Annotated in this window: 21 protein-coding genes; 15 read left to right on the top strand and 6 right to left on the bottom strand. The window is 71.5% G+C overall.

What is annotated here, in order from left to right:
- The first annotated feature begins 47 nt into the window (after positions 1-47).
- The 6 genes from rimO to OG885_RS13145 all read left to right on the top strand — a co-directional run bounded on the left by rimO (position 48) and on the right by OG885_RS13145 (position 4365).
- Complete coding sequence (rimO, locus tag OG885_RS13170) at positions 48-1517, top strand: 30S ribosomal protein S12 methylthiotransferase RimO (protein ID WP_405730588.1); 1470 nt, start codon at positions 48-50, stop codon at positions 1515-1517.
- Complete coding sequence (gene pgsA / locus OG885_RS13165; RefSeq protein ID WP_405730586.1) at positions 1514-2248, top strand: CDP-diacylglycerol--glycerol-3-phosphate 3-phosphatidyltransferase; 735 nt, start codon at positions 1514-1516, stop codon at positions 2246-2248. Before rimO ends, pgsA begins: the two co-directional genes overlap by 4 nt.
- Entirely contained in the window at positions 2245-2781 is a 537-nt protein-coding gene (locus tag OG885_RS13160; RefSeq protein WP_405730584.1) for a CinA family protein, read from the top strand. The genes pgsA and OG885_RS13160 overlap by 4 nt, the downstream gene beginning before the upstream one ends.
- 109 nt (positions 2782-2890) lie before the next feature.
- Positions 2891-3271, top strand: a complete 381-nt coding sequence (locus tag OG885_RS13155; protein ID WP_399950121.1) for a helix-turn-helix domain-containing protein — start codon at positions 2891-2893, stop codon at positions 3269-3271.
- 202 nt (positions 3272-3473) lie between these two features.
- Positions 3474-3944, top strand: a complete 471-nt coding sequence (locus OG885_RS13150) for a Dps family protein (protein ID WP_059198656.1) — start codon at positions 3474-3476, stop codon at positions 3942-3944.
- Between the two features lie 121 nt (positions 3945-4065).
- Entirely contained in the window at positions 4066-4365 is a 300-nt protein-coding gene (locus tag OG885_RS13145) for a hypothetical protein (protein WP_405730581.1), read from the top strand.
- Here OG885_RS13145 and OG885_RS13140 read toward each other — a convergent pair.
- From OG885_RS13140 to OG885_RS13130, 3 genes are all read right to left on the bottom strand, one after another.
- On the bottom strand, positions 4313-5074 hold the full coding sequence (locus OG885_RS13140; protein WP_405730579.1) for an SDR family NAD(P)-dependent oxidoreductase: 762 nt from the start codon (positions 5072-5074) through the stop codon (positions 4313-4315). The two genes, OG885_RS13145 and OG885_RS13140, sit on opposite strands and share 53 nt — an antisense overlap.
- A 32-nt stretch (positions 5075-5106) precedes the next feature.
- A complete protein-coding gene (locus OG885_RS13135) occupies positions 5107-5943 on the bottom strand; it encodes an Fpg/Nei family DNA glycosylase (protein WP_405730577.1) in 837 nt (278 codons plus the stop codon).
- A gap of 131 nt (positions 5944-6074) precedes the next feature.
- The gene (locus tag OG885_RS13130) at positions 6075-10943 is read right to left on the bottom strand and encodes an ATP-dependent helicase (RefSeq protein ID WP_405730575.1); all 4869 of its coding nucleotides are present in this window, start codon (positions 10941-10943) and stop codon (positions 6075-6077) included.
- Positions 10944-11249: 306 nt separating this feature from the next.
- Here OG885_RS13130 and OG885_RS13125 point away from each other — a divergent pair, with 306 nt between their 5' ends.
- From OG885_RS13125 to OG885_RS13115, 3 genes are read left to right on the top strand one after another with little or no spacing between them, the layout of a single operon-like run.
- Positions 11250-12137, top strand: a complete 888-nt coding sequence (locus OG885_RS13125) for an AraC family transcriptional regulator (protein WP_405730573.1) — start codon at positions 11250-11252, stop codon at positions 12135-12137.
- Positions 12113-12841 (top strand): AzlC family ABC transporter permease, encoded by a 729-nt coding sequence (locus OG885_RS13120; protein ID WP_405730571.1) that lies wholly within the window; start codon positions 12113-12115, stop codon positions 12839-12841. Before OG885_RS13125 ends, OG885_RS13120 begins: the two co-directional genes overlap by 25 nt.
- Complete coding sequence (locus OG885_RS13115) at positions 12838-13146, top strand: AzlD domain-containing protein (protein ID WP_405730569.1); 309 nt, start codon at positions 12838-12840, stop codon at positions 13144-13146. Before OG885_RS13120 ends, OG885_RS13115 begins: the two co-directional genes overlap by 4 nt.
- A gap of 4 nt (positions 13147-13150) precedes the next feature.
- Here the strand turns inward: OG885_RS13115 and OG885_RS13110 are convergent, their stop codons facing one another.
- Positions 13151-14095 (bottom strand): hypothetical protein, encoded by a 945-nt coding sequence (locus tag OG885_RS13110; protein WP_405730567.1) that lies wholly within the window; start codon positions 14093-14095, stop codon positions 13151-13153.
- A gap of 80 nt (positions 14096-14175) precedes the next feature.
- On the opposite strand from OG885_RS13110, the gene OG885_RS13105 reads away from it, so the two are divergent.
- The 6 genes from OG885_RS13105 to OG885_RS13080 all read left to right on the top strand — a co-directional run bounded on the left by OG885_RS13105 (position 14176) and on the right by OG885_RS13080 (position 19315).
- Complete coding sequence (locus OG885_RS13105; protein WP_405730565.1) at positions 14176-14370, top strand: DUF3046 domain-containing protein; 195 nt, start codon at positions 14176-14178, stop codon at positions 14368-14370.
- A gap of 60 nt (positions 14371-14430) precedes the next feature.
- Positions 14431-15714 (top strand): AI-2E family transporter, encoded by a 1284-nt coding sequence (locus tag OG885_RS13100; protein WP_405730563.1) that lies wholly within the window; start codon positions 14431-14433, stop codon positions 15712-15714.
- 277 nt (positions 15715-15991) lie between these two features.
- Positions 15992-17116, top strand: coding sequence for a recombinase RecA (gene recA / locus OG885_RS13095; protein WP_399950150.1), 1125 nt, complete (start codon positions 15992-15994; stop codon positions 17114-17116).
- A 4-nt stretch (positions 17117-17120) separates the two neighbouring features.
- Complete coding sequence (gene recX / locus OG885_RS13090) at positions 17121-18035, top strand: recombination regulator RecX (protein ID WP_405730561.1); 915 nt, start codon at positions 17121-17123, stop codon at positions 18033-18035.
- A gap of 111 nt (positions 18036-18146) precedes the next feature.
- Positions 18147-18317 (top strand): hypothetical protein, encoded by a 171-nt coding sequence (locus tag OG885_RS13085; protein WP_405730559.1) that lies wholly within the window; start codon positions 18147-18149, stop codon positions 18315-18317.
- A gap of 14 nt (positions 18318-18331) precedes the next feature.
- Positions 18332-19315: a sugar ABC transporter substrate-binding protein gene (locus tag OG885_RS13080; RefSeq protein ID WP_405730557.1), complete on the top strand. Its 984-nt coding sequence runs from the start codon at positions 18332-18334 to the stop codon at positions 19313-19315.
- Between the two features lie 64 nt (positions 19316-19379).
- Here OG885_RS13080 and OG885_RS13075 read toward each other — a convergent pair whose 3' ends face one another.
- Positions 19380-19811, bottom strand: a complete 432-nt coding sequence (locus tag OG885_RS13075) for a rhodanese-like domain-containing protein (RefSeq protein WP_405730555.1) — start codon at positions 19809-19811, stop codon at positions 19380-19382.
- Entirely contained in the window at positions 19808-20344 is a 537-nt protein-coding gene (locus tag OG885_RS13070) for a cysteine dioxygenase (RefSeq protein ID WP_405730553.1), read from the bottom strand. The genes OG885_RS13075 and OG885_RS13070 overlap by 4 nt, the downstream gene beginning before the upstream one ends.
- Between the last annotated feature and the right edge of the window lie 53 nt (positions 20345-20397).

The raw sequence follows: 20397 nt of genomic DNA, 5'->3' as shown, positions 1-20397 counted from the left end.
AACCCCGTCGACGTTCGTTGTCGGTGGGACAAAGTAGTCTTGAGCCCATGCCTGAACGCCGTACCGTCGCACTCGTCACTCTTGGCTGCGCCCGTAACGAGGTGGACTCGGAGGAGCTCGCAGGCCGCTTGGAGGCGGACGGCTGGGACCTCGTGGAGGACGCCGCGGACGCGGATGTCGCCGTCGTCAACACCTGCGGCTTCGTCGACGCCGCCAAGAAGGACTCCGTCGACGCCCTCCTGGAGGCCAATGACCTCAAGGGACATGGCAGAACCCAGGCCGTCGTGGCGGTGGGCTGCATGGCCGAGCGGTACGGCAAGGACCTCGCCGAGGCCCTCCCCGAGGCCGACGGCGTACTCGGCTTCGACGACTACGCCGACATCTCCGACCGCCTCCAGACCATCCTGAACGGCGGCATCCACGCCTCGCACACCCCGCGCGACCGGCGCAAGCTGCTGCCGATCAGCCCGGCCGAGCGCCAGGAGTCGGCGGCCGAGGTGGCCCTGCCCGGGCACGGCCCCGTGGACCTGCCGGAGGGGCTCGCTCCGTCCTCCGGCCCGCGCGCGCCCCTGCGCCGCCGTCTGGACGGCTCCCCGGTCGCCTCGGTGAAGCTCGCCTCCGGCTGCGACCGGCGCTGCACGTTCTGCGCCATCCCGTCCTTCCGCGGCTCGTTCATCTCCCGGCGCCCCTCGGACGTGCTCAACGAGGCGCGCTGGCTGGGCGAGCAGGGCGTCAAGGAGATCATGCTGGTCTCCGAGAACAACACCTCCTACGGCAAGGACCTGGGCGACATCCGTCTGCTGGAGTCCCTGCTGCCCGAGCTCGCCGAGGTCGACGGCATCGAGCGGGTGCGCGTCAGCTACCTCCAGCCGGCCGAGATGCGGCCCGGCCTCATCGACGTGCTGACGTCCACGCCCAAGGTCGTGCCCTACTTCGACCTGTCCTTCCAGCACTCCGCGCCCGACGTGCTGCGCTCGATGCGCCGCTTCGGTGACACCGACCGCTTCCTGGAGCTGCTCGACACCATCCGGAGCAAGGCCCCTCAGGCGGGTGTGCGCTCCAACTTCATCGTCGGCTTCCCCGGTGAGAGCGAGGCCGATCTGGCCGAGCTGGAGCGTTTCCTCACCGGCGCGAGACTGGACGCGATCGGTGTCTTCGGCTACTCCGACGAGGAGGGCACCGAAGCGGCCACCTACGAGAACAAGCTGGACGAGGACGTCGTGGCCGAGCGGCTGGCGCGCGTCTCCCGGCTCGCCGAGGAGCTGGTGTCGCAGCGGGCCGAGGAGCGCGTGGGCGAGACCGTGCACGTGCTGGTGGAGTCCGTGGATGACGAGGGCGTGTACGGCCGCGGTGCGCACCAGGCGCCGGAGACGGACGGCCAGGTGCTGCTCACGAGCGGCGAGGACCTGAGCGTCGGCCGTATCGTCGAGGCGAAGGTGGTCGGTACCGAGGGTGTCGATCTGGTGGCCGAGCCGGTGACGGACTCGCTCGCGTGTAGTGAGGAGGCGGGCAGATGACCGGAGTACCGGCATCCGCTGCGGGCGGACCCGCCAAGGCGGGCGCTGCCCAGATGGGTGCCTCTGGTGCTTCCGGTGCCTCCGGTGTCGACAGCTCCGGCAAGGGCGCGCGCGGCGGGAAGATCGCGGCCGCTGCCGTCGACCAGGCCAGCCTCTGGAACATCGCCAACATCCTGACGATGATCCGGCTGCTGCTCGTGCCGGGATTCGTCGCGCTGATGCTGGCCGACGGCGGACACGACCCCGCGTGGCGTTCGTTCGCCTGGGCCGCCTTCTCGATCGCCATGATCACCGACCTCTTCGACGGCCATCTGGCGCGCACCTACAACCTCGTCACCGACTTCGGGAAGATCGCCGACCCCATCGCCGACAAGGCGATCATGGGGGCGGCGCTGATCTGTCTGTCCGCCCTCGGTGATCTGCCGTGGTGGGTGACCGCGGTCATTCTCGGTCGGGAACTCGGGATCACGCTGCTGCGTTTCATCGTCATCCGGTACGGCGTCATCCCGGCGAGCCGCGGCGGCAAGCTCAAGACCCTCGCCCAGGGCATCGCGGTCGGGATGTACATCCTGGCGCTGACGGGGTGGCTGGCCACCGCGAGGTTCTGGGTGATGGCTGTGGCGGTCGTCCTGACCGTGGCGACCGGCCTCGACTATGTGAGACAAGCCATTGTGCTGCGCCGGCAGGGAATCGCCGAGCGCGAGGCGGCGTTGGAGGAGACGGAAGCGTGAGTTCCCCGGCCACTGAAGTGGTGCGACTACTGGCGGTGAAGGGCGAGACCCTCGCGGTCGCCGAGTCGCTCACCGGTGGGTTGGTAGCGGCGGAAATCACAGCGGCTCCCGGGGCCTCGCAGGCCTTCCGCGGTTCGGTGACGGCCTACGCCACCGAACTGAAGCACGAAGTGCTCGGTGTCGATGCCGCCCTCCTGGCGGCGCGCGGCGCGGTGGACCCGCAGGTCGCGGCCCAGATGGCGGCCGGCGTCCGCAGGGCGCTCGGCGCCGACTGGGGCATCGCGACCACGGGAGTCGCGGGACCGGAAGAACAGGACGGAAAGCCCGTCGGGACGGTCTACGTGGCGGTCGACGGCCCGGCCTCGGAGCTCTCCGATGGCGGGAAAGTCGCGTCGCTGCGGTTGAACGGCGACCGTGCGGAAATTCGTATGGAGAGTGTACGGAGCGTACTCGCACTGCTCCTTCAGGAGCTTGCGGGCGAACAGACCGGGAATGAGCGGGCACAGGATACGGAACGGAACGGGGGGTTTTGATGTTTGCAGCCCTGAGTGAACACGACATCGCTCCCCGCACGGCCGCGGCGCAAGGCGGTACGGTGGGGCGTGAAGGATGCGGCTACGCGGTCCGAGGAGGGAGCCACCGATGATTCTGCTCCGTCGCCTGCTGGGTGACGTGCTGCGTCGGCAGCGCCAACGCCAGGGCCGTACTCTGCGCGAAGTCTCCTCGTCCGCCCGAGTTTCACTCGGCTATCTCTCCGAGGTGGAGCGGGGGCAGAAGGAGGCTTCCTCCGAGCTGCTCTCCGCCATCTGCGACGCGCTGGACGTACGGATGTCCGAACTGATGCGGGAAGTGAGCGACGAGCTCGCCCTCGCCGAGCTGGCCCAGTCCGCTGCGGCCACCCCCAGCGAGACCGTGCCCACGCCGGTACGTCCGATGCTGGGTTCCGTCTCGGTGACCGGTGTGCCACCCGAACGGGTGACCATCAAGGCGCCCGCCGAGGCAGTGGACGTCGTCGCCGCCTGAGCGTCACGCGCGTACGCCCTCGGGTTTTGCTCGAGGACGAGCTGACGATGCACTGAGAAGTGCAAAGCACTCTGCGAAGTGCGCGAGGCCCCGGCCGGGCCTCTCCGGAACATCTGGAGAGGCGTCGGCCGGGGCTTTCGTGCATCGTGGGACGGGCGGGGCTCGGGGCCGTGTAGCCGTGTACAGGAATCGGAGCATGCGCATGTACGTCGTGAAGAGCCCGTTGTCCGACGCGGACCTGAAGACCGTGGCCGAGGCCCTGCAAGGGGCGCTCGTCGATCTGGTGGACCTCGCCCTCGTGGCGAAGCAGATCCACTGGAACGTGGTCGGGCCGCGGTTCCGGTCCGTGCATCTGCAACTCGACGAGGTCGTGGACATCGCGCGCACCCACTCCGACACCGTCGCCGAGCGGGCTTCCGCACTGGGCGTCCCGCCGGACGGGCGTGCGGCGACCGTGGCGGCGGGCAGCGGCATCGGCGCGGTGTCCGAGGGGTGGGTCAAGGACGCGGACGCGGTGGGGACGCTGGTGGACGCGCTGGGCGCGGTGATCGGGCGGATGCGGGAGCGGGTGGCGGCGACCGGGGACGCCGACCCGGTCAGCCAGGATCTCTTCATCGGGATCACGGCGGATCTGGAGAAGCACCACTGGATGTTCCAGGCCGAGAACGGGTGAGGCGGCGGGCAGGGGTGCCTCGGTGTGCCGTTGGTGCGCCCTGTCGGTGGGTGGCGCGGGGGCCTAGCGTCGGATTCCGCAGTCCTGAGGGCTTTGGGGGCTGTGGGCTGGAGGTGGGGTCATGGGGCTTCCGATAGTGCGGTGGGGGACGGCCCTCACGCTGGGCGCGCTGTGGTGGTGGGCTGTGCTGCGACTGGCGCTGTCTTCCGACGCGGGGGTGCTGGAGGGTGCCGTCGCCGCTGGGGGCTGGGGGCTGAGCCTGCTGCCGGTGCACTGTGTGTCGCGGGCGCGGGCCCCCGGGGCGCTCGCCGCGGGGCGGTGGCGGGCGGCCTGGCGGGGTGCGGCGGGGCAGGCCGCCACGAGCGCCGTCACCACGGCATCGCCACTCCGCCGTTCGGACGCAGGATCTGGCCCGTCGTGAAGGACGCGGCGTCCGAGGCCAGGTACAGCACGGCATGAGCCACCTCGTGGGACCGGCCCACCCGGCCCAGCGGTGACATACGGGCCATCAGGGCCTCGGTCCGTTCCTGGGCCTCGCCGTGGCGGTCGGTCATCGGCGTGCGGATCCAGCCCGGGGCGACGGCGTTGACCCGGATGCCGTGCCGACCGACCTCGGTCGCCAGGGTCTTCGTCAGCTGGACCACGGCCGCCTTGGCCGCGCCGTAGGCGAGCAGGCCGGGGCCGCCGGTGTCGACGGCGCCCGAGGCCATGGTGACGATGCTGCCCCCGGTCTGCCGGGCGATCATCAGGAGGGCCGCCTCCTGGCAGGCGTACAGCACGCCCTTGAAGTTGACGTTCAGGACGCGGTCGAGATCCTCGTCCGCCGTCTCCAGGACGGGGCTGCTGTGCATGATCCCGGCGATCGCGGCCAGGACGTGCAGGTGCTCGCAGGAGGCGATGGCCTCGCGGAGTTGATTCCGGTCCGTCACGTCGAGGTGATGGGTGCGGGCGGTGCCGCCCGAGTCCTTGATGAGGGTCGCCGTCTCGTGCAGGCCCTGTGGGTCGCGGTCGGCGCAGTGCACGGTGGCGCCCGCTTCGGCGAGCAGGACCGCGGTGGCGCGGCCGATACCGCCGGCGGCGCCGGTGACGAAGGCGGTGCGTCCGGTCAGGTCGTACGCGCTCACGGTCATGAGGGGACGGTACGAGGGTTTCTGACGGGTCGTCAATTAGTCGTACGGCGTGGGGTTCCGGGGCGTGGGGTGGTGGCCGGGACAGGTCCCGTCTGGCACGTGGGGCACCAGTAGGTGGGGCGCTCGCGGGAGCCGTCGCCCTGGTTGGCCAGCCGGACGGGGGTGCGGCAGCGCAGGCACGGGATGCGGGCGCGGCCGTACACGAAGAGGTCCTGGCCGTGGCGGCCCGTGGTGGTGCGGACCGGGCGGTCGCGGTTGGCCTCCAGGAGCTTCTTGGCCAGCGCGGGGAGCTTGGCGGCGCGGTCGGCGGGGAGCGCGCCGACGGGGAGCCAGGGGGTCACTCCGAGGAGGAAGCAGAGCTCGCTCTTGTAGACATTGCCGATTCCGGCGAGGTTGCGCTGGTCGAGGAGGGCCTCGCCGAGAGGGCGGGCGGGGTCGCTCAGGAGGTTGGTGAGCGCACGGTCGGGATCCCAGTCAGGGCCCAGGAGGTCGGGGCCGAGGTGCCCTACGACGCGGTCCTCGTCGCTGGTGCGGAGGAGCTCCAGGATGGGCAGGCGGTAGCCGACGGCTGTCCTGTCGGCGTTGCCGAGGATCGCGCGGATCTGGTGGGCGGGGCCGCCGGTCCAGCGCCGGCCGTTGGCGTACACCTTCCAGGAGCCGTCCATCTTGAGGTGCGAGTGGAGGGTCAGGCCGCCCTCGATGCGGGTCAGGAGGTGCTTGCCGCGCGGGGTGACGTCCAGGACGGTGCGGCCGGTGAGGTCCGCTGTCGCGAACTTGGGGACGCGGAGGTCGCTTCGGGTGAGTTTCTGGCCGGCGAGGGCGGTGTGGAGGCGGGTCGCTGCTTGCCAGACGGTGTCTCCTTCGGGCATGGGTCAAGGGTGGCATGGGGGGCGCCCAGGGGGTGGGGCGCTGTTGTGGTGTGGCGGGTGCCGGTCTGTTGTGGCTGGTCGCGCAGTTCCCCGCGCCCCTGGGGGCGTTCAGCCGGGCGTCGATCAGTGGGTTAGGCGCGGAGGCGTAGGCCCCGGGGGGTGGCGATGAAGCCTGCTGCTTCCAGGAGGGTGCCGAACGGGGAGGTCAGGGCTGAGGTGCCGTTGACGCGTTCCACGGTGACTGTGCCCAGGGAGCCGGCTCGGGCGGCTGTCGCCAGGGCGTCGGCCGCTGCCTGGAGGCGGGGGTCGTCGGTGGGTTTGGCGTCCGGGTCCTCGGGCCAGGCCAGGAGGGTCTTGCCGCCTCGCTCCATGTAGAGCGTCAGCTCGCCGTCCACCAGGACCACCAGGGAGCCCGCTTTGCGGCCCGCCTTGTGTCCGGCGCCGGTCGGGGGCTCGGGCCACGGGAGGGCGGCGCCGTAGGCGTTAGCTGGGTCGGCGGCTGCCAGGACGACGGCTCGGGCGTCGGGGGAGGAGCGGTCGCGGCGGTGAGGGGCGGGGGCGCGGTGGTCGCGGGGGGAGACGTAGTGGTCGCGTGAGGTGGGGGTCTGGGACGGGGGCAGAGGGTCGTAGCTGTCGTCGAGGCCCAGGGGGGTTTGGTCGCCGTTGGTCTGCCAGATGTCGGTGCCGGGTTCTGGAGTGCTGAAGTCGCTGTACGTGGTGAAGTCGTCGGTCGTCGGGGCTGTGGCGTGGCCCTGGCCGCGTTCGCGGGCGTTCGCCGCCGCGCGGAGGCGGTCCACCGCGCCGTCCATCGCGAACTGGGCGGCGCCGAGGCCCTCCACCACATAGCCGCGACGGGCCTGGCCGGTCTCCTCGAAGGCGGACAGGATGCGGTACGTCGCCGAGAAGCCGCCCTCGACGCCCTCCGCGGCGACCGCGCCCCGGGTCACCACGCCGTGCCGGTCGAGAAGGGTGCGGGCGAGGGCGTGGGCGCGCAGGGTGGCGTCGGGCTCACGGTCGGGCAGCAGGGACCAGCGGCCGGCGACGGTGGGCGGGCCGGTGCGGGACACCGGGCGGGCGGCGGCGGTGAGGGAGCCGTAGCGGCCGCGGGGGATCGTGCGCTTGGCGCGGTGGGCTGTGGAGCCGGCCGTGCGGCCCGAGCCCAGCAGGGAGCGCATGGGCGTGAGGGTGTCGTTGGTGAGGCGGCCGGACCAGGCCAGGTCCCAGAGGGCGTCGGCGAGGTGGGGGTCGGTGGCGTCGGGGTGGGTGGTCGCGCGGACCTGGTCGGCGATCTGGCGGAAGAACAGGCCGTAGCCGCCGGAGAGGGCGGTGAGGACGGACTCGTGCAGCGCCGTCAACTCCAGGGGGTGCGGGGGCGGCAGGAGGAGGGGGGCCGCGTCCGCGAGATAGAGGGAGACCCAGCCGTCCTTGCCGGGCAGGGAACCCGCTCCGGCCCACACCACCTCGCCGGCGGAGGTGAGTTCGTCGAGCATCGCCGGGGTGTAGTTCGCCACGCGGGACGGCAGGACCAGCTTCTCCAGGGCGGAGGCGGGGACCGACGCGCCCTGCAACTGCTCTACGGCACGCACCAGACCGTCGATGCCGCGCAGGCCGTGCCCCTTGCCGATGTGCTGCCACTGGGGCAGGAACTGCGCCAGCGCGGGCGGCGGCACCGGTTCGAGCTCATGGCGCAGGGCGGCCAGGGAGCGGCGGCGCAGGCGGCGGAGGACGGCCGCGTCGCACCACTCCTGGCCGATGCCCGCCGGATGGAACTCCCCTTGTACGACACGGCCGTTCGAGGCGAGGCGCTGCAACGCGCCTTCCGTGACCGCCACGCCCAGACCGAAGCGGGCCGCCGCGGTCGCCGAGGTGAACGGGCCGTGGGTGCGGGCGTAGCGCGCGAGGAGGTCGCCCAGCGGGTCCTTGACCGGCTCGGTGAAGGCCTCAGGGACGCCGACCGGCAGGGCGGTGCCCAGCGCGTCGCGCAGCCGGCCGGCGTCCTCGATCGCCGCCCAGTGGTCGGTGCCGGAGACGCGGACCCGGATGGCCCGGCGAGCCTTGGCGAGGTCCTGCGCCCACTGCGGTTCCGCGCCTCGTTCCGCCAACTCCGCGTCCGTGAGCGGGCCGAGGAGGCGGAGGAGGTCCGCGACGCCTTCGGCGTCCTTCGCGCGGCGGTCCTCGGTGAGCCACTGGAGTTCTCGCTCCAGCTCCGTCAGGACCTCGGCGTCGAGCAGCTCGCGCAGCTCGGCCTGGCCGAGCAGCTCCGCCAGCAGTCGGGAGTCGAGGGACAGGGCCGCGGCACGGCGCTCGGCGAGCGGGGAGTCCCCCTCGTACAGGAACTGGGCGACGTAACCGAAGAGGAGCGAGCGCGCGAAGGGGGAGGGCTCGGGGGTGGTGACCTCGACAAGGCGGACCTTGCGGGACTCCAGGTCGCCCATCAGCTCGACCAGGCCGGGGACGTCGAAGACGTCCTGGAGGCACTCGCGGACCGCTTCCAGGACGATCGGGAACGAGCCGTACTCGCTGGCCACCTCCAGGAGTTGGGAGGCGCGCTGGCGCTGCTGCCACAGCGGAGTGCGCTTGCCGGGGTTGCGCCGCGGGAGCAGAAGGGCGCGGGCGGCGCACTCGCGGAACCGGGAGGCGAACAGCGCCGATCCGCCGACCTGGTCGGTGACGATCTGGTCGACCTCGCCCTTGTCGAAGACCACGTCCGCAGCGCCCACCGGGGCCTGGTCGGCGTCGTACTCCGTGCCGAGCTTCATCGGTTCCTGGTCCAGCAGGTCCAGGCCCATCAGGTCGGCGTCGGGCAGGCGCAGGACGATGCCGTCGTCCGCGTGCATCACCTGGGCGTCCATGCCGTAGCGCTCGGAGAGCTTGGCGCCCAGGGCGAGGGCCCAGGGGGCGTGCACCTGGGCACCGAAGGGGGAGTGGACGACGACGCGCCAGTCACCGAGCTCGTCGCGGAAGCGTTCCACGACGATCGTGCGGTCGTCCGGGATGTGGCCGCAGGCCTCGCGCTGTTCGTCGAGGTAGGTGAGGACGTTGTCGGCCGCCCAGGTGTCCAGGCCCGCCGCGAGCAGGCGTGGGCGGGCCTTCTCCTTGGGCATCGATCCGACTTCCCGGAGGAACGCGCCCACCGCGCGGCCGAGTTCTAGTGGGCGGCCCAACTGGTCGCCCTTCCAGAACGGCAGCCGGCCCGGGACGCCGGGGGCCGGGGAGACCAGGACCCGGTCGCGGGTGATGTCCTCGATCCGCCAGGAGCTGGTGCCGAGCGTGAAGACGTCACCCACGCGCGACTCGTAGACCATCTCCTCGTCCAGCTCGCCGACCCTTCCACCGCCCTTCTTGGGGTCTGCGCCGGCGAGGAAGACGCCGAAGAGGCCGCGGTCCGGGATCGTGCCGCCGGAGGTGACCGCGAGGCGCTGGGCGCCGGGGCGGCCGGTGATGGTGCCGGCGACCCGGTCCCAGACGACGCGGGGGCGCAGTTCCGCGAAGGCGTCGGAGGGGTAGCGGCCCGCCAGCATGTCGAGGACCGCCGTGAAGGCGGACTCCGGGAGGGAGGCGAAAGGGGCCGCCCGGCGGACCGTGGCGAGGAGGTCGTCGAGCTGCCAGGTGTCCAGCGCCGTCATCGCGACCAGCTGCTGGGCCAGGACGTCCAGGGGGTTGGCGGGGACCTTGAGGGACTCGATGGAGCCCGTGCGCATCCGTTCGGTGACGACTGCCGCCTGGACGAGGTCGCCACGGTACTTCGGGAAGACCACGCCGGTGGAGACCGCGCCGACCTGGTGGCCCGCGCGGCCCACGCGTTGCAGGCCGGAGGCCACGGAGGGGGGTGACTCGACCTGGACCACCAGGTCCACCGCGCCCATGTCGATGCCGAGTTCGAGGCTGGAGGTCGCGACCACCGCGGGGAGGCGGCCTGCCTTGAGGTCCTCCTCGACCAGGGCTCGCTGCTCCTTGGAGACCGAGCCGTGGTGGGCGCGGGCGATGACGGGGGGCGCGCCCTGGGCTGCTCCTGAGCCGCCCATCAGTTCGGCCGGCGCGTGGTGCTCTGTGAGGGGTTCGCCGGTCGCGCGTTCGTAGGCGATCTCGTTGAGGCGGTTGCAGAGGCGTTCCGCGAGGCGGCGGGAGTTGGCGAAGACGATGGTGGAGCGGTGGGCCTGGACGAGGTCGGTGATGCGCTCCTCGACGTGCGGCCAGATCGAGGGGCGTTCCGCGCCCTCGGTGCCGTCGGCCACGGGGGAGCCGCCCAGTTCGCCCAGGTCCTCGACGGGGACGACCACCGAGAGGTCGAACTCCTTGCCTGATTTCGGCTGGACGATCTCCACCTTGCGGCGGGGGGAGAGGTAGCGGGCGATCTCGTCGACCGGGCGGACGGTCGCGGAGAGGCCGATGCGGCGGGCCGGCTTCGGGAGGAGTTCGTCCAGGCGCTCCAGGGAGAGGGCCAGGTGGGCGCCACGCTTGGTGCCGGCCACGGCGTGGACCTCGTCCAGGATGACCGTCTCGATGCCCGTCAGCGCGTCGCGGGTCGCCGACGTCAGCATCAGGAACAGGGACTCGGGGGTCGTGATCAGGATGTCCGGGGGGCGGGTGGACAGCGCGCGGCGCTCGGCCGGTGGGGTGTCGCCGGAGCGGATGCCTACCTTGACCTCGGGTTCGGGCAGGCCGAGGCGTACGGATTCCTGGCGGATGCCGGTGAGGGGGCTGCGGAGGTTGCGTTCCACGTCCACGGCCAGGGCCTTGAGGGGGGAGACGTAGAGGACCCGGCAGCGTTTCCTGGGGTCGGCGGGTGGGGGTGTGGAGGCCAGGTCGTCCAGGGCGGCGAGGAAGGCGGCGAGGGTTTTGCCGGAGCCGGTGGGGGCGACGACCAGGACGTCCGAGCCTTCTTTGATGGCGGTCCATGCGCCTGCCTGGGCCGCGGTGGGGGCGTCGAAGGCGCCCGTGAACCAGCCGCGGGTTGCGGGGGAGAAGCCGTCCAGGGCTCGGCGGTGGGAGCTGACCATGCGTCCATCCTGCACCCGGGGACTGACAACGGCCGCTGAGCTGGGGTTTGCGCGGGGCCGGTGGGGGTTCGCGTTGTGCGCGGTTCGGTTGCGTTGGGGGGCGGGGCCGCGCCGGGGGGTGTCCGTCCTCGGAACGGCGCGGAATCGGTCCTCTACAAGGGGCGGCCGTGTTGACGCGCCAACCGCTGCGGGCGGACACCCCCGACACGGCCCCTCACGTTCTAACGCGGGTGCCGCGCCGCGGGGGTGCCCGTCCCCCGCTTGCGCTGTGGGCCCTGTCCGCGGGGGGTGGCGGAGAATGGGCGTATGGCGGCTTCGGGTGAGCGGGCGCGGCATTGGCGGTATGCCGAACTGCCTGGGGTGGATTTGCTGCGGGCGCGGTATGTGCGGAAGAACTTTGTGCGGCACACGCATGAGAGCTTTGTGATCGCCGCCATCGCGGACGGGGTCGAGGTCTTTCACTATCGGGGGGCTGATCGGTACGCGGGGGCGGGGGCGCTTGCGCTGGTCAATCCGGAGACGCCGCACACCGGGCGGGCGGGGGTGCCGGAGGGGTGGCGGTACGGGGCCGTGTATCCGTCGGTCGAGGTGGTTGCGGGGATTGCTGCCGAGACCACTTCGATTCGGGGGACGCCCGGGTTCGTCGATCCGGTTTTTGATGATCCGTACGCCGTCGGGCTCGTGCATCAGGTGTTGCGGGCTGCTGATGAGGGCAACGCGTTGGCCGCCGATACCTTGCTGCGGGTTGTGGTGACCCGGTTGCTGCGGCTCAACGGTGGGGTTCTGCCGCGGCGGGAGGTGCGGTCGGCGGGGGCTCGGGTGGCTGTTCGCGCGCGTGCCCTGCTGGAGGAGCGGATGGTTGAGCCGCCGAGTCTGGAGAGGTTGGCGCGGGAGCTCGGTGTTGGGTCGTTCGCGTTGTTGCGGGCCTTTCGGGAGGTGTACGGGATGCCGCCGCATGCCTGGCTGACCGACGCGCGCGTGCGGCGGGCTCGGCTGTTGCTGGACGGTGGTACGTCGCCGGGGGAGGCCGCCGTCGCCGTGGGGTTCAGTGATCAGCCGCATCTGAATCGGCATTTCGCCCGGATTGTCGGGGTGCCGCCTGGGGCGTACCAGCGTGAGCGCAAGAACGTACAAGACGTTCGGGCGGGGGCTCGTCTAGCGTCCGGTGCGTGGGAGAACAGACTGCTTTTGTAGACATACCCGCCGGTGACAGGCGGAAGGCGGACATCGCCGTTGTACGGGATGCCCTCGGAGTCGGGGTGGCCGTGGGGCTGTCCGGGTTTGCCTTCGGGGTGACCTCGGCGGGGAGTGGGCTCACGGTCTTGCAGACGTGTGCGCTCAGCCTTCTGGTCTTCACCGGGGCCTCTCAGTTCGCCCTCGTGGGGGCGCTGGCCGCCGGGGGGAATCCGCTGACCGCGGCCGCGGGGGCGTTCTTCCTCGGTGTGCGCAACGCCTTCTACGGGCTTCGTCTGTCGCAGCTGCTTGCGCTTCCGCGCGCGGTGCGGCCGTTCGCCGCTCAGTGGGTCATCGACGAGACGACTGCTGTCGCCTTGGCGCAGAAGGGGCGGCGGAGTGTGCGGATCGGGTTCGCGGTCACCGGGCTGAGTCTTTATGTGCTGTGGAATCTCACTACCTTGCTGGGCGCGCTGGGGGCCGAGGCCATCGGTGACACCGATGCCTGGGGGCTCGATGCCGCCGGGCCCGCTGTCTTCCTGGCGCTGCTCGCGCCGATGCTGAAGAGCGGCACCGAACGTGCCGTCGCCGGGCTCGCCGTGCTGCTGGGGCTCGGGCTGCTGCCCGTGCTGCCCGCCGGGGTGCCGGTGCTGGCGGCCGCTCTCGCGGCTCCCGTGGTGTTGTGGGCCGAGGGTCGCCGGCAGGGTCGGCGGGGGGAGCGGTGAACGTCTGGATCGCGATCGGTGTCACGGCCGTGGGCTGTTACGTCGTCAAGCTTGTCGGGCTGCTCGTTCCTGCGGGCGCTCTGGAACGGCCGTTGGTGAAGCGGCTGGCCGCGCTGCTGCCGGTTGCCCTGCTGGCCGCCCTCACGGCCCAGCAGACCTTTGCCGACGGGCGTGAGCTGGTGCTGGACGCCAGGCTCGCGGGGGTGGCCGCGGCTGCGGTGGCGCTTGTGCTGCGGGCGCCGTTCCTGCTCGTCGTCGCGGCGGCCGTGGCGGTGACGGCCGGTGTGCGGGCCATGGGCGGGTGAGCGCCTAGCCGATCGAGCGGCCGTACGCCCTGAGGGTGCGCAGAGCCTCGATCGTCGCCATGGGGCGGGCCTCCAGGGCGGTGCCGGGTGCCCACTGGCGCCAGCGGATCGGCCAGCCGCCGTCCTCCTGCTGTGCTGCCGCCAGGAAGTCCAGGGAGCGGTCCATCTCCTCGTCGGTGAACCACGCGCGCGCGAGCGAGTACGGCGTCCTGGCGTAGTCGTGCGGGAAGTGGTGCTCGCCGGGCGCGTAGCCGGGAGCGACCGGGTGGGTGTCGAGGTGCTCCGGGTCCAAGGCCACGAGGCGGGTTTCGCGCACCAGGCGGCCCAGCCGGTCCGCGGCCGCCTCCGCGCGCGGGCGGTCGGGAGCGGAGTCCAGGAAGGCCACGGCGGCCTGGACCTCGTAGGGATGGGACTGCCGCAGGGACTCGACCGCGTGCCAGCAGAAGTCCGTGGCGCGGAACAGCCAGGCGTGCCACACCTCGTTGCGGTGCAGCAGGCCGACGACGGGGCCGGTGGCGAGGAGTTCGCTGGGCGGGTCGTCCACGATCGGGATGAAGGGCGCCGCTGGATAGCCGCGCTGACTGGGATGGATCGCCGGCAGGGCGCCGTCCGCGGTGGAGGCCGACGTCAGATAGCGGCACACACGCTCCACCCGCTGGCCGCCGCAGCGTCCGATGGCGTCCAGGACGCGGAGAGCGTGCCCGGCGTGCAGGGGCTGGCTGACCGGGCCGCGCAGATCGGGCTCCAGGGCGTGGCCGTAACCACCGTCCTCGTTGCGGTAGGCGTCGAGTGCGGTCTCCACCGGGTCGGCGTCGCCGTTCAGGAAGTGGTGGGCGAAGAGGCGTTGTTCCAGCACGCGCGCGGTGAGCCAGACGAAGTGCTCGGCGCGGAAGAGCGGGGAGTGCGCCGGGGGCGTCGGGGGGAGTGGGGAAGCTCCTGTTTCGGCCATGCGTCAGACCGTAGGGCGGAAAGCGGTCTCGGCAAGCGGTCCCGGCCGAGGCCCACTCTCAGGGGCGGGATACTGGGGTCATGCGGTTGACGGTCTTCTGGCAGCGGATGGCGGACCATTTCGGTCCCGGGTACGACGACACCTTCGCGCGCGACCACGTCATGACGGAGCTCGGCGGGCGCACGGTGTACGAGGCCCTGGACGCGGGCTGGGACGCCAAGGAAGTGTGGCGTGTGGTGTGCGGGGTCATGAACGTTCCGCAAGAGAAGCGTTGACAGGTCACGAAGATCGCAGGGGGGCAGCGCATTGTCAGCGGCGTAGGCGAAACTTGCACCGTGGCACCCACTGACGAGACCGGCGAGGTCCCCCAGCACGCGTCCCCGTTCGGCACGACGCCGCCCGCCCGGCCTCCGGCCGAGGGCGCCGCCGGGGCGGACGCGCGCATGCCGCGCTGGCTGCCGCGTGCCGTGGTGCTCACGCTCGGCCTCTACGCCGCCTTCCAGCTGAGCACATGGGCGTTCCACCAGCTCACCGGGCTGCTGATCAACATCCTCATCGCGTTCTTCCTGGCGCTGGCCATCGAGCCCGCGGTGAGCTGGATGGCCTCGCGCGGGATACGCCGAGGGGTCGGCACCTTCCTCGTCTTCCTCGCCGTGATGATCGTGTCCGCCGGGTTCATCACCCTGCTCGGGTCGATGCTCGCGGGACAGATCATCAAGATCGTCGAGGACTTCCCCGACTACATCGACTCCGTCATCAGCTGGATCAACACGCACTTCCACACCGATCTGAAGCGGATCGACGTCCAGGAGGGGCTGCTCAAGTCCGACTGGCTGCGCAACTACGTGCAGAACAGCGCCACCGGTGTCCTGGACCTGTCCGCCCAGGTCATCGGGGGACTCTTCCAGCTGCTGACGATCACTCTGTTCTCGTTCTACTTCGCCGCGGACGGCCCGCGACTGCGCCGCGCTCTCTGCTCCGTCCTGCCGCCCGCCAAGCAGGCCGAGGTGCTGCGCGCCTGGGAGATCGCGGTCGACAAGACCGGCGGCTATCTGTACTCGCGCGGTGTGATGGCGCTGATCTCCGGCGTCGCCCACTACATCCTGCTCCAGGCGCTGCAAGTGCCCAACGCGCCCGTGCTCGCCGTGTGGGTGGGCCTGGTCTCGCAGTTCATCCCGACGATCGGAACGTATCTCGCGGGCGCTCTGCCCATGCTGATCGCGTTCACGGTCGATCCCTGGTACGCGCTGTGGGTGCTGATCTTCGTCGTGGTCTACCAGCAGTTCGAGAACTACGTGCTCCAGCCCAAGCTGACCTCGAAGACCGTCGACGTCCACCCGGCCGTGGCCTTCGGCTCGGTCATCGCCGGCACCGCCCTCCTCGGCGCCGTCGGCGCGCTGATCGCCATCCCGGCGGTCGCCACGCTCCAGGCGTTCCTGGGGGCGTACGTGAAGCGGTACGACGTCACGGACGACCCCCGGGTGCACGGGCACCGGCGACGGGTGTCGGAGGGTCTGTTCAGGCGCGCGCGTGACCTCTGGGGGCGGCGGTCGGGGGAGCGGGAGCCCGAGGGGCAGGAGCCCGGGGCCGGGTCCGGGTCGGGGTCCGGCGGTTCCTAGAGGTACGTAGTCAGGCGCCCGTGGCAGGCCTTCGTGGGAAGGGGAGACACGGGCTCGGCAGTGCCGCGTGGTGCGCTTGACACGAAAATCGAACATCCATTCTTATGGGAGCTCCGGCAAGGGTCGAGAGGGGCTCGCGGTGGGTATTTCGGGATGGTTCGGGTAGGAAAGTGCCCGAGTTATCCACAGGCCGGACGGGCGTCGGGGCCCATTGTCAGTGGCAGGCGTTAGCGTCTTTCACGTGAAGCGATCGACTCAAGCAAACCGGGTGGAACCCATGGCAGGAACCGACCGCGAGAAGGCGCTCGACGCCGCGCTCGCACAGATTGAACGGCAATTCGGCAAGGGCGCAGTCATGCGCATGGGCGAGCGGCCGAACGAGCCCATCGAGGTCATCCCCACCGGGTCGACCGCACTCGACGTCGCGCTCGGCGTCGGCGGCATCCCGCGCGGCCGTGTGGTGGAGGTGTACGGACCGGAGTCCTCCGGCAAGACGACCCTCACGCTGCACGCCGTGGCCAACGCGCAGCGGGCCGGCGGCCAGGTGGCCTTCGTGGACGCGGAGCACGCCCTCGACCCCGAGTACGCGCGCAAGCTCGGCGTCGACGTCGACAACCTGATCCTCTCCCAGCCGGACAACGGCGAGCAGGCTCTGGAGATCGTGGACATGCTGGTCCGCTCCGGCGCTCTCGACCTGATCGTCATCGACTCCGTCGCAGCGCTCGTCCCGCGCGCGGAGATCGAGGGCGAGATGGGCGACAGCCACGTCGGTCTCCAGGCCCGTCTGATGAGCCAGGCGCTGCGGAAGATCACCAGCGCGCTCAACCAGTCCAAGACCACCGCGATCTTCATCAACCAGCTCCGCGAGAAGATCGGCGTGATGTTCGGCTCCCCGGAGACCACGACCGGTGGCCGGGCGCTGAAGTTCTACGCCTCGGTGCGCATGGACATCCGCCGCATCGAGACCCTGAAGGACGGTACCGACGCGGTCGGCAACCGCACCCGCGTCAAGGTCGTCAAGAACAAGGTCGCGCCGCCCTTCAAGCAGGCCGAGTTCGACATCCTCTACGGCCAGGGCATCAGCCGCGAGGGCGGCCTGATCGACATGGGCGTGGAGCACGGCTTCGTGCGCAAGGCCGGCGCCTGGTACACGTACGAGGGCGACCAGCTCGGCCAGGGCAAGGAGAACGCGCGCAACTTCCTGAAGGACAACCCCGACCTGGCCAACGAGATCGAGAAGAAGATCAAGGAGAAGCTGGGCGTCGGCGTCCGTCCGGAGCCGACCGCCGAGCCGGGCGCGGACGCCGCGGTCACCGCCCCCGCGGACGACGCCGCGAAGACGGTCCCCGCACCGGCGGCGGCCAAGACGGCCAAGACCAAGGCCGCGGCAGCCAAGAGCTGATGCGGTGACTCGGCGAACCGACTGGGCCGAGTACGCCTACCCGGACGCTCCGCGCGAGCCGGGGAGGGGCGCCGGTGGCGCCGAGGCGGCCCAGGGCAGTCACGGGGGATACGGCAGGGCGCCGTCGTACGGCATGGACGGGGAGTACGGCGGCGGCGCGCCGGGTGACGGTGCGCTGTACGAGGGCGCGCCGACCGAGGGCGAGTGGCCGGAGGGCGGTAGCGACCACGGAGGCGACTCGGGCGGCGGTGGCTCGCGCCGAGGCGGCCGACGAGCACGCGGCGAAGGTGGCTCACGTGGGGGACGTGGGCGCCGTCGGCGCGGCTTCGGGGAACCGCACGGCGAGTCGCAAGGAGAGCCGTCCGGTGAGGACGGAGGCGCCCCCTCCTCGTCGAGGGCCGAGACGGGGGAGCCTTCAGGGGACCCGGTGGAGCGGGCACGGGGGATCTGTCTGCGCCTGCTCACCGGGACCCCGCGCACACGCAAGCAACTCGCGGACGCCCTGAGCAAGAAGGGGATCCCCGACGAGGCGGCGGAGGAGGTGCTGTCGCGGTTCGAGGAGGTCGGGCTGATCAACGACAGCGCGTTCGCCGACGCCTGGGTGGAGTCCCGGCACCACGGACGCGGGCTCGCCCGGCGCGCGCTCGCCCAGGAGCTGCGGACCAAGGGCGTGGACTCCACGCTCATCGAGGCGGCCGTCTCCCAGCTCGACTCCGAGCAGGAGGAGGCGACCGCGCGTGAGCTCGTCGACCGCAAGCTGCGTTCCACCCGTGGCCTCGACCGGGACAAGCGCCTGCGCCGCCTCGCGGGGATGCTCGCCCGCAAGGGCTACTCCGAGGGGATGGCGCTGAGGGTGGTGCGGCAGGCGCTCGAGGAGGAGGGCGAGGAGGCGGAGCTCTTCGAGGGGGAGGGGTTCTGAGGCGGGCTGGGCTGCGTGGGGTGTGGGGCTGAGGTCGGTGTGCTTTGGCTGGGGGCGGGCGGGGGCGTAGGGCAGGCCCGTGTCGGGTGGCGCACCCTTACCTTGCGTTCCGTGAAGGGTGAGCCTTCCCCGTCCGCCGGTACCGTCGGCCACCGTCGCTCGGCGTCCGAGGCCGTGGACCCCATCGGTGCCGTCGGCTCGCCGCTGACGGGTGGGGAGGCGCGCCCGGACAGCTCGACCGCCGCGTTCCCCCGCACCGTGCCACGGCACCGCACGTCCTGAAAGGCGGCCCCGCCATGTCCAGATCCGCCCGCTCCCACAGAGCGTTCGTCGCGTCGGTCCTAGGGAGCTGCGGCTGCCTGGTGCTGAGTGGATGCGGGCTCCTTGCGGAGGATGCGGCACCGACGGTCGTCGGACCCGTCACTCTGGGGTTCGTCAACGGAGGGTCCACCCGGTTCCATCAGTGTCTCGAGGCGGCCGTCGAGGACACGGCGCTCAACAACAGCGCCCGGATCCACACGGCCGAGTCCCGGCAGGACGCCGCGACCGAGCTGGCCAACATCCAGGACATGATCGCCAGACATGTGGATGCGCTCATCGTGCAGACCGTCGACGTCGACGCCCTCCAGAAGGACATCGCCAAGGCCAAGAAGGCCGGCGTCCCCATCTTCCTCACCTCGATCGTCACCGACGACACCACCGACATCCTCGGGGCCGTCGTCGTCGACCTGAAGCAGGTGGGCGCGCTCGACGCGGGCTGGATCGAGAAGGACGCCGCCGGGCAGAAGGTGAACGTCGGTGTCGTCGCCGGCGCGCCCGGCGCGGCCTCCGACCTGCTCGTCGGCGGCTTCAAGGGTGCCCTGCCGGCCAACGCCACGGTGGTGGCCAACCAGCCCGGCATGTTCAGCCCGGCCAAGGCGCGGAAGGTCGCCGCGGTCATGATCGAGGCCCATCCCGACCTCGACTACGCGTTCGTCGCCAGTGAGGAGATGGCCTTCGCCGTCCGTGAGGCCTTCGACGCGGCCGGCGCGAAGGCGGTGAAGATCGTGACCGTCAACGGCACCGACGAGGGGTTGGCCGCGCTGAAGGACGGGCGCTTCGCGGCGACGGTCGCCAACTCGGCCGCCGACACCGGCGAGTTGGCGGTGACCAACGCCCTCGCGCTGCTCCGTGGCGAGGGCGATGTGGACAAGGTCGCCACCACCCGGGTCCGTCTGGTGACCAAGGCCACCGCCGACACGGCTCCGCTCTACTGCGACCCCGATCCCGACGCCGACTGAGCCCCCGACACCGACACCGTCTGGGCCCCCGACCCTGACCGGGACACCCTGGACGCCGCCACGCCTACGCCGACGCCGTCACTGGCAACCCCGACGCCCGCCACGCCTGGAACCCGCCCACCAGGTCCGTGGCCCGACGCAGGCCCAGCTGGTGCAGGGACGCGGCCGCCAGGCTGGAGGCGTAGCCCTCGTTGCAGATCACCACGACCCGCAGATCGTGGCTCGTGGCCTCGGGGGCGCGGTGGCTGCCGCGCGGATCGAGGCGCCACTCCAGTTCGTTGCGCTCCACGACGAGGGCGCCGGGGATCACCCCGTCCCGGTCGCGCAGGGCGGCGTAGCGGATGTCCACCAGCAGCGCCTCGCCGCGCTGGGCGGCGTCGTACGCCTCCTGGGGTTCGATCCGGTCGTAACCCTCGCGCACTCGCTCCAGCAACTCGTCGATACCGACGGGCTGTTCGGCCGGCTGCACGCCCTGCCCTTCGTGTGCTCCGCTCACTGCCAGTCCTCCGGGCGCTCCACGTGCTCCAGGCGCAGGACCTGGCCGGTGCGGCTGTAGCGGCGGATCTGCGGCAGGGGCGGGTAGTAGGCGTGGACCGAGATCGCGTGCTCGTCCGCGGACTCGTTGAGTACCTCGTGGACGTGGTGCTGCCCGAAGGAGCGCCCCTTGCCGACCGGCAGCCGCCGTTCCCGGTCGACGCCCTCGGTGAGTTCCAGGGTCTTCCAGCCGTCCGCGGGCAGGCGGGCGGCCAGCGAGTTCTCCTTGAGTTCGCCGGAGGCCGCCACGAAGGCGCCGACGGACTCGGCGTGGTCGTGCCAGCCGGTGCCCGTGCCGGGCGGCCAGCCGATCAGCCAGGCCTCACTCCCGCCGGGCCCTTCCAGCCGCACCCAGGTGCGGCCCTCGGGATCCAGCGGCAGCGAGGCGATCAGCTCGGCGTCGGCGGCCGTACGCCGTACGAAGTCGAGAAGGTCGGCCTGCGTCGGCGCCGAAAAGGCGGAAGCGGGGGTGGATGGAGCAGGGGAGACAGACACGGACACCGTCCTGAAAAGCGTTCGCGGAACGCGCGCGACGGCATCACGGGCAC

The organism is Streptomyces sp. NBC_00028 (genome assembly GCF_045041065.1).
In the GTDB taxonomy this organism is placed as follows: Bacteria; Actinomycetota; Actinomycetes; order Streptomycetales; family Streptomycetaceae; genus Streptomyces.
This window is presented reverse-complemented; position numbering and strand designations above follow the sequence as displayed.